Raw genomic sequence first — 2,903 nt, forward strand, 5'->3', positions numbered from 1 at the left:
CAGGCAGAGGCGTCCGCGCGCGCCGACGTTCCGGCAGCGGACGCCGCGGCCGGCGCGACGGATGCGGGAGCCGCGGTGGCAGCCGATGACGACGGCATCGACGCCGCAGCGCCTCCGCGATCGCAACCGACCATCACGGCAGGCAGCAGAAGCGCAAGCAGCGCGCCGGAAACGACAGATTTCATGCAGTCAGCCTCGTGGTGCCGCCCATCGCCGGGGCCGGGAATGCCCGCAAGTCGCGATCGACGACGTCTGCAACTGGAACGCAGTTTCTGCTGCGCCGAGGCCATCCGCGGCGCCCGCGACGGTCAGCTCACGCGGGCAACCAGGATGACGCCTGGATCGTCCGCGTGCTCCAGCAGCAGCCGGCGCACCCGATCCTGCCAGACCTCGCCGAAGGCCTTGCGCACCTCGGCGCTGGCGTCCGGGGCCATCGCCTGGCCCATCAGCATCCGCATCTGCGGGGCCGGCGGCACGCTGGAAAAATCCAGCGCCAGGCGCACCTGCGCGCCGTCATCGGTGCGCTGGAACTCGGCGACGCCCTCGGCGCCGCTGCCGTAGCCCAGCAGGCCGCTGCGCACGAAGTGGCCGCCGATGCCGTGAAAGCCGTTGTCGGCCGCCGCACCGGTGACCAGGGTGAACACCTGCGCGATGACGCCGGTGGTGCCCTCGCCTTCGTGCCCGCTCATCGTCACCGCCACCCCGCCGCGCTCGGCCGGCCGGTCGGGGAACAGCGCCTTCAGGCCCGCGCGCGCCATCAGCCATGCGCCGGCGACCGTCGGGCAGGAATGCCCGGCCAGCCGCACCGCGTCGGCATAGCCATACTCGATCCGTCCGCCTTCCGCCGCGCCCAGAAATTCGGACAGCGGATCGTGGACCTGGATCTTGGGGGCCTGGTCGAAAAACGCCGGAAAGCTCATTGGCTCACTCTTCCGGAAGACCGGTGATGCCGAAGTCGATCACCACGCCATCCTGGCCGCGCTGGCGGTATTCGACCGTCAGGTTCTCGCCGAAGCGCTCGTTGAGCTGGTGCAGCAGCGGAATCGGGTCGTGGTCGTTGACGAAGCGCATGGTTTCGCCATTGCGCAGCGCGCCGAGCGCGCCGAAGATCGCCGAGTGGCGGAACCGGCGGGCGATGCCGCGGGCGTCGAAAACATGGACGTTGGGTTCGGGATCGAGCTGGTAAGACATGCCTTGACTCCAGTGTGCAGTGCGCCGCGCATGCTACGCCGCGCGCGGCGGACCGCATTGACATGGGTCACGGCAGGACAACTCGTGAAAGGCCGCGCCCCCAGCCGCCTGAAATCCAGGCGGGGTGGTCGCTTTACAGTGCTACTGCGATAATAAGAGGTTCAGGCCCCGTAGCTCAGCTGGATAGAGCGTCCCCCTCCTAAGGGGAAGGTCGCCCGTTCGAATCGGGCCGGGGTCGCCAACCGCGCGCGTTGCGCATTCGGTGTCGCGGGCACCGTCCGCCTTCGCAACGGCCCAATTCCCCCAAGTTTCCTGGAGCACGCCATGACCCACCCCATCCTCAGCCAGCTCGGCCTGACCACCGAGCAGTCCGGCACTTACCTCGGCAACGGGGAATGGTCGAATACCGCGGATGCAGGCGTGCTGGAGCCGATCAATCCCACCACCGGCGAGGTGCTGGCCCGAGTGCACGCTTCCAGCAAGGCCGACTACGATGCCATCGTCGAACGTGCGCAAGCCGCATTCAAGGTCTGGCGCACCACCCCGGCGCCACGCCGTGGCGAGGCCATCCGCCTGTGCGCCGACGCCCTGCGTACGCACAAGGACGCACTGGGCTCGCTGGTCGCGCTGGAGATGGGCAAGTCCAAGCCCGAGGGCGACGGCGAGGTGCAGGAAATGATCGACATCGGCGACTTCGCGGTCGGCCTGTCGCGCCAGCTCTACGGCCTGACCATGCACAGCGAGCGCCCCGGCCACCGCATGTACGAACAATGGCATCCGCTGGGCATCGTCGGAGTGATCTCGGCCTTCAACTTCCCGGTCGCGGTATGGGCCTGGAACAGCTTCATCGCCGCCATTTGCGGCGACATCACGATCTGGAAGCCCTCGCCCAAGGTGCCGCTGTCGGCCATTGCCGCCACCCGGATCTGCAACGAGGCGCTGCGCAAGGGCGGCTTCCCGGACATCTTCTTCCTGTTCAACGACGGCGGCGTCGAACTGGCGCAGGAATTCGTCGACGATCCGCGCATCGCGCTGATCAGCTTCACCGGCAGCACCAAGGTCGGCCGCGCCATCGGCGAGCGCGTTGCCCGCCGCATGGGCCGCAGCCTGCTGGAACTGGGCGGAAACAACGCGATCATCGTCGACGAGACCGCCGACCTCGCGCTGGCGATCCCCGCCATCGTGTTCGGCGCGGTCGGCACCGCCGGCCAGCGCTGCACCACCACTCGCCGCCTGATCGTGCATGAAAGCCGCTACGACGACGTGCTGGCCAAGCTCAAGGCCGCCTACAAGCAGGTCGAGGGCAAGATCGGCGATCCTACCGACCCTCACAACCTGATGGGCCCGCTCAACAGCAAGGACGCGGTGGACGCCTTCCTCGACGCCATTGCCAAGGCCAGGGCCGCCGGCGGCACGGTCGAATCCGGCGGCAGCGCGATCGACCGGCCCGGCAACTTCGTTCTGCCGACCATCATCTCCGGGCTGACCAACGATGCCGACATCGTCCAGCACGAAACCTTCGCGCCGATCCTGTACGTGATGAAGTTCCGCGACATCCAGGAAGCCATCGCCATGCAGAACGCGGTGCCGCAGGGACTGTCCTCGGCGATCTTCACCACCGACCTGAAGAATTCCGAGGCCTTCCTGTCCGCCTCGGGCTCGGACTGCGGCATCGCCAACGTCAACATCGGCACCAGCGGCGCCGAGATCGG

Annotated in this window: 4 protein-coding genes and 1 tRNA gene; 2 read left to right on the forward strand and 3 right to left on the reverse strand. The window is 68.0% G+C overall.

The window, feature by feature from the left end:
• The 3 genes from Q0X16_RS04340 to Q0X16_RS04350 form a co-directional block, all read right to left on the reverse strand.
• Window positions 1–290: hypothetical protein (locus Q0X16_RS04340; RefSeq protein ID WP_297831026.1), on the reverse strand; the 290-nt coding region annotated here is incomplete at its 3' end.
• Window positions 291–308: 18 nt separating this feature from the next.
• Window positions 309–920 (reverse strand): FmdE family protein, encoded by a 612-nt coding sequence (locus Q0X16_RS04345; RefSeq protein WP_297831028.1) that lies wholly within the window; start codon window positions 918–920, stop codon window positions 309–311.
• Window positions 921–924: 4 nt separating this feature from the next.
• Window positions 925–1,191 (reverse strand): DUF2249 domain-containing protein, encoded by a 267-nt coding sequence (locus Q0X16_RS04350; RefSeq protein WP_297831031.1) that lies wholly within the window; start codon window positions 1,189–1,191, stop codon window positions 925–927.
• Window positions 1,192–1,355: 164 nt separating this feature from the next.
• Here Q0X16_RS04350 and Q0X16_RS04355 point away from each other — a divergent pair.
• Together Q0X16_RS04355 and Q0X16_RS04360 are read left to right on the forward strand one after the other, a co-directional pair.
• Window positions 1,356–1,432 (forward strand) — tRNA-Arg (locus Q0X16_RS04355).
• 83 nt (window positions 1,433–1,515) lie between these two features.
• A partial coding sequence (locus Q0X16_RS04360) for an aldehyde dehydrogenase family protein (protein WP_297831034.1) occupies window positions 1,516–2,903 on the forward strand: 1,388 nt, incomplete at its 3' end.

Source organism: Thermomonas sp. (genome assembly GCF_025993755.1).
GTDB lineage: Bacteria > Pseudomonadota > Gammaproteobacteria > Xanthomonadales > Xanthomonadaceae > Thermomonas.